Below are 2,316 nucleotides of genomic sequence, written 5' to 3' on the forward strand. Positions count from 1 at the left end.
TTTTTTTACTGTTTGAGACTTGCTGAAAGCATCATATATGTGCACCTATAATGTTCCTCCTTTCATTAAGCCCAGTCACCTGATTTTCAAATGACTTTGCAAAAGTACTCGTATTTTTTCATGCGTGCAATGAAATACTTGTTGCCATGTTAGCCAAAGTTACATAACGGCCGGTTCTCCCGCAGATCCCGCTGATTTACGCAGACAAAAGACAGTTGGGGCAAATGAATCTGCTAAAGCAGATGACGCAGAGAACGCAGAGAAAGACAGTTACCACACTGCGGAAGTATATGTAGTTAGTCTTTTGTCTGCGTAAATCTGCGGGAGAATAAGCCGTTTGCACAAATATATCTTGCCTGCGAATACAGAGCCAAGGCCATTCATGAAGGATCTCACCCCTAAATTGATGAAGAACTACTTATTAATATCGTTTTTACTATGATTAGAGGAACAACATCTGATCCAAATTATGATACGATTAAAACGACAAATAAACAAAAAGGAGAAATTTTGAAAAATGCACGTTAATTTCGTGTTAATTTCGTTCTCTTTCTTTAGTTTCTACTATATTTTTTATAACTTGCCAATATATATCAGTCAGATTGGTTGGATATATACTGACAACTTATGTCTTGATAACCACATCGTTACGAAACAATACTTAGACTCCAACTGATATTTAATATTGTATTTTTTTATATTTCAAAACAATCTTTTAGTGATTTTCTGTAAAATGTATAATATATTCCCGCTTATGTATAACTGATGTAACTGACTTTAATATTAAATTTGTACCAGTAAATAATTAAAAGAATAAGATTATGAGCAAAACAATTTTTGATACCTATGATTTAAATGGGTTACAATTAAGAAATCGAATAGTAATGGCGCCTATGACTCGCTCTAGAGCTGATAATGAAGGTCATGTAGCCACACCACTCATTGCTGAATATTACAAACAAAGAGCATCTGCAGGATTAATTATTACCGAAGGTACATTTATTAGTCCTGAAGGGGTTGGATACATCAATGTGCCAGCTATTTATTCAAAAGAGCAAGTTGAAGGATGGAAATTAACCACCAAGGCAGTACATGAAGAGGGTGGAATTATCTTTGCCCAATTGTGGCATACAGGTGCTATGTCGCATCCCGATTTACAGAATGGAAACAAACCACTTGCTCCATCTTCCTTTAATCCTAAACAACAAGTATTTACTTTTGAAGGTTTTAAAGATACGGTAGAAGCTCGCGAAATGACCATTGCCGACATAAAACGAACCGTAAAGGATTTCAAACAAGCTGCACTCAATGCTTTTGAAGCTGGCTTTGACGGAGTAGAAATACATAGTGCAAACGGTTACTTGTTACAGCAATTTCTACATAAAAATTCAAATCATAGAACCGATGAATATGGAGGTTCAATAGAAAACAGAGCTCGCATAATTTTTGAAATACTAGATGAACTAAAAACAGTGGTTGATCTTTCAAGAGTTGGAATTCGTTTTAATCCTGCTCTTCACGGTATGATGGGCATTGAAGTCGATGATGAAACTACTGATTTGTATAACTATGTTATCAGCAGATTAAATGATTACCAATTAGCTTACATCCATCTTACAGAACCATTCACGGATGTATCAAAAGTGGACTTAGCAATTAAAGAGGTTGCAAAGCATTTCCGTAAATTTTATAAAGGCACTATCATCACTAATGTTCGTTATACAAAAGAAACAGCCAATCAAGTTATAGCATCTGGCGATGCGGATTTGGTAGCTTTTGGATCTCTTTATATTGCGAATCCTGATTTAGTGGAACGTTTTAAAGTAGACGCACCACTTAATACACCGGACAAAGATACTTTTTATACTCCTGGAGAAAAAGGTTATACTGATTACCCGAAAATGAATGATTTTTCGAAATCTAAGTAATGTTTAAGTAAGAAGTTCTAATATAAAGAATTGTTTTTAAAATTAATCAAAATAGACTTGACTCTGTTCTCACCTGCAAGATATTTAAATACTTTGCAGGTGTGAACGGTCTATTCTCTCGCAGATTTACCCAGACATCTATCCCCCCTAGCCCATTCAACCCATCTTTAACACCCACCCTCACGCGCACGCACATAGGGTTTTTCAAAAATACCAGTGTCGAAGTGTCTATACGCTGACTATCAGAATGTTGCATCTCCAATCTGAATTAATCAAGTGTCACCACTGTGTCATTTGTCGCAACGTCATATCGGCGAGCCTTTCCCCTTGTCAACTTGAACTTGTTGCGTGTCACAATATGGCCCACGCGCATGATGTTGCTGTTGTT

General features: G+C 36.2%; 1 protein-coding gene. It reads left to right on the forward strand.

Annotated elements, in window-relative coordinates; translation table 11 throughout:
- The first annotated feature begins 821 nt into the window (after positions 1-821).
- Positions 822-1,928 carry an alkene reductase gene (locus B045_RS0111610; RefSeq protein WP_018464429.1) on the forward strand — a complete coding sequence of 369 codons (1,107 nt, stop codon included), beginning with the start codon at positions 822-824 and terminating at the stop codon, positions 1,926-1,928.
- The last annotated feature ends 388 nt before the right edge of the window (positions 1,929-2,316 follow it).

The organism is Segatella paludivivens DSM 17968 = JCM 13650 (assembly GCF_000373185.1).
Taxonomy (GTDB): Bacteria; Bacteroidota; Bacteroidia; order Bacteroidales; family Bacteroidaceae; genus Prevotella; species Prevotella paludivivens.